Origin of the sequence: Sphaerotilus sulfidivorans, from assembly GCF_013426975.1 — a bacterium.
In the GTDB taxonomy this organism is placed as follows: Bacteria; Pseudomonadota; Gammaproteobacteria; order Burkholderiales; family Burkholderiaceae_C; genus Sphaerotilus; species Sphaerotilus sulfidivorans.
The window spans coordinates 1-410 of record NZ_JACCPY010000101.1; the positions used below are offsets into that span (position 1 = coordinate 1).

Annotated in this window: 1 protein-coding gene; it reads left to right on the forward strand. The window is 64.6% G+C overall.

Annotation, left to right across the window (positions count from 1 at the left end; genetic code table 11):
* Nucleotides 1-27: 27 nt before the first annotated feature.
* Nucleotides 28-410: calcium-binding protein (locus HZU84_RS20120; protein ID WP_310734061.1), on the forward strand; the 383-nt coding region annotated here is incomplete at its 3' end.

Sequence of the window (410 nt, forward strand, 5' to 3'; positions counted from 1 at the left end):
AGCACCACGGTGTGGAACACCACCCAGATGGTCACCGAGGCGCTGCGGGGCACCGCAGGCGCGGACAGCCTGGTCGGCACGAGCCTGAACGACATCTTCTCAGGCAGCGCTGGCAACGACACGATGGCGGGCGGTGGGGGCGATGACACCTACTACTTCGGCCGCGGCGAAGGCAAGGACCTCATTGCCCGGAGCACCGACACACGACCAACCCGTTCGGAGAAGCTGATCTTCAAGGCGGGTGTGCTGCCCACTGACATCCAGGCCTCCTTCGTGGGCGCCGACCTGGTGCTGGCGATCAAGGGCACCAGCGACTCGATCACGATCCAGGACTTCAAGTACCTCGATACACCGGCCAACAACCGGAACCCGATCCAGCAGGTGAGCTTCACCGGCAGCACCACGGTGTG